The sequence below is a fragment of the Rheinheimera mesophila genome (genome assembly GCF_000986865.1).
Lineage (GTDB): Bacteria > Pseudomonadota > Gammaproteobacteria > Enterobacterales > Alteromonadaceae > Pararheinheimera > Pararheinheimera mesophila.
In genome coordinates this window covers 1-2,032 of record NZ_LAVS01000080.1, presented here as the reverse complement: position 1 = coordinate 2,032, position 2,032 = coordinate 1, and the positions used below count along the sequence as shown (strand labels likewise).

3 protein-coding genes are annotated in these 2,032 nt (G+C 49.9%); all 3 read left to right on the top strand.

The genetic code is table 11. The features are described from left to right. Positions 1-616 (top strand): DNA-3-methyladenine glycosylase family protein (locus SD53_RS12635; protein WP_046520566.1); only part of this gene is annotated, 616 nt, incomplete at its 5' end. Further along, complete coding sequence (locus tag SD53_RS12630; protein ID WP_046518413.1) at positions 613-1,104, top strand: methylated-DNA--[protein]-cysteine S-methyltransferase; 492 nt, start codon at positions 613-615, stop codon at positions 1,102-1,104. The genes SD53_RS12635 and SD53_RS12630, both read left to right, overlap by 4 nt. Positions 1,105-1,399: 295 nt before the next feature. After that, positions 1,400-2,032 (top strand): pirin family protein (locus SD53_RS12625; RefSeq protein ID WP_046520565.1); only part of this gene is annotated, 633 nt, incomplete at its 3' end.

The following is a 2,032-nucleotide window of genomic DNA, read 5'->3' as shown; positions in this document are numbered from 1 at the left end:
CCAGCAGGAGCTTACTTCTGTGCTGCAACGTATCCGCCAACTGGCCGATTTAGATGCCAATATGCTGCAGATAGAGCAACAACTTGCAGCAGTGTTTGGCGATAGCCTGGAATCTGGTTTACGTTTGCCTGGCTTATGGAGCCCGTTTGAAGCGGCCGTAAGGGCTATTTTAGGCCAGCAAGTCAGTGTGCAGGGAGCTCGCACTCAGCTCAATCGTTTACTCGCTGAATTGGCAGAACCTTTGCCTGATGATCCACAGAAAAAGCTGTTTCCAACAGCAGAAGCTATCAGTCACAACGAGTTGTTGATGCTCAAAGTACCACAGGCCAGACGCGACACGTTAAAACAATTGGCAGCGACAGTGATCGCAGAGCCAGAAAGCACACCGGATGACTGGCTCCAACTTAAAGGTATAGGGCCCTGGACTGTGGCCTATAGCAAAATGCGTGGACTTGCCGATCCGGATATTTGGTTGGGCGGTGATTTAGGCGTACAAAAAGCCTTGAAACGCCATGCTGATATCACCCCAGAGCAACTGGCCCCCTGGCGCAGTTATGCGACCTTTCAGCTCTGGTTTAGTTTATCCCGTCCCGCGTTAAAGGAGACAACCGAATGAAACAACTGCAATTTGCCACCCCTCTGGGGCCTCTGGTGGTGACGGCCAATGCTAAAGGCATAGAGTCGGTGTTATTCAGAGACAACAGCGAGGCACCGGATCAGAGCAATGACACTCTGCTGCTCGATTGCAAAGCTCAGTTTGATGCTTATTTTGCAGGCAGCCTGCAGCAATTTGATTTACCGCTAGCCGCTCAGGGTACCGAATTTCAGCAAGCCGTCTGGCAGCAACTGAGCAAAATCCCTTTTGCCCAGCTTCGCAGTTACAGCCATATAGCCCAGGCGCTGAATAACCCTAAAGCAGTGCGGGCCGTAGGGGCGGCCAATGGCCGTAATCCGCTGACTATTATCGTGCCCTGCCACAGAGTGATAGGCGCCAATGGCACTTTAACGGGCTACGCTGGCGGCTTAGAGCGTAAAGACTGGTTGCTTAAACATGAGCAAAATACGGCTTTGGCCCTGGGTTTATTTAAGCTGGAGGCCCATTAATCCGTCGGGGCGAACTTTAGAATCACCCCTTTCGTCAACAAAGCTGCAGCTTCAGGAACGACAAAAGCCCCCTAAGTCATTGACGTTGCAGCGCGACGGCAAGTAAACGAATTCCCGGGAGCATAGTTGTCTATGCGACTGGGGTGAGAGAGCGCAGCCAACAAAGCTGCAGCTTCAAGGACGACAAAAGCCCCCTAAGTCATTGACATGATGCATACAAAACAATCCGCTATTGCTTAGCTAAAAGAGCTGTTTTAATAACTTTATCAACAGACTATTGCACAGGTGAAGCGATATGACAGCCCGTACTTTAAAACAATTGATCCCTGCCATGCTGGCCTCTGACGGCGCTGGCGTAAAAATTAAACGTAGCCTGGGCCAAAGCCAGGGTGTGCGTCTGGACCCATTTTTAATGCTGGACGCTTTTGGCTCCGATAAAGCTGACGACTATATTGCCGGTTTCCCTGCTCACCCGCATCGTGGTTTTGAAACTGTGACTTATATGCTGGATGGTCATATGTTGCATGAAGATCATTTGGGCAATAAAGGCCATTTAACCAGTGGCGGTGTGCAGTGGATGACAGCAGGCCGTGGCATTATTCACTCTGAAATGCCGCAGCAGGAATCTGGTCTGATGCGTGGTTTTCAACTGTGGATTAATTTGCCAGCCGCAGAAAAAATGAAAGAAGCCGCTTATGTCGATATCCCGGCGACAGATATTCCTTTAGAGCAGTTAACAGAGCAAAGTTTTGTCAAAGTGATAGCGGGCGAAACAGTGGTCAATGGTAAAACAGTGCGTGGTCCTATTTTTGGCTTATCGACTGAACCTCTGTATCTGGATGTGCAGTTAGACGCAGGACAAAGCCTGACTTTACCGGTCACGGCTGGCCATAACGCTTATGTTTATCCTTTTGAAGGAGAGGTATTT

Bases quoted from the DNA above. Each gene is read 5' to 3' on its own strand.
- SD53_RS12630 (WP_046518413.1), top strand. From the start codon at position 613: ATGAAACAACTGCAATTTGCCACCCCTCTGGGGCCTCTGGTGGTGACG.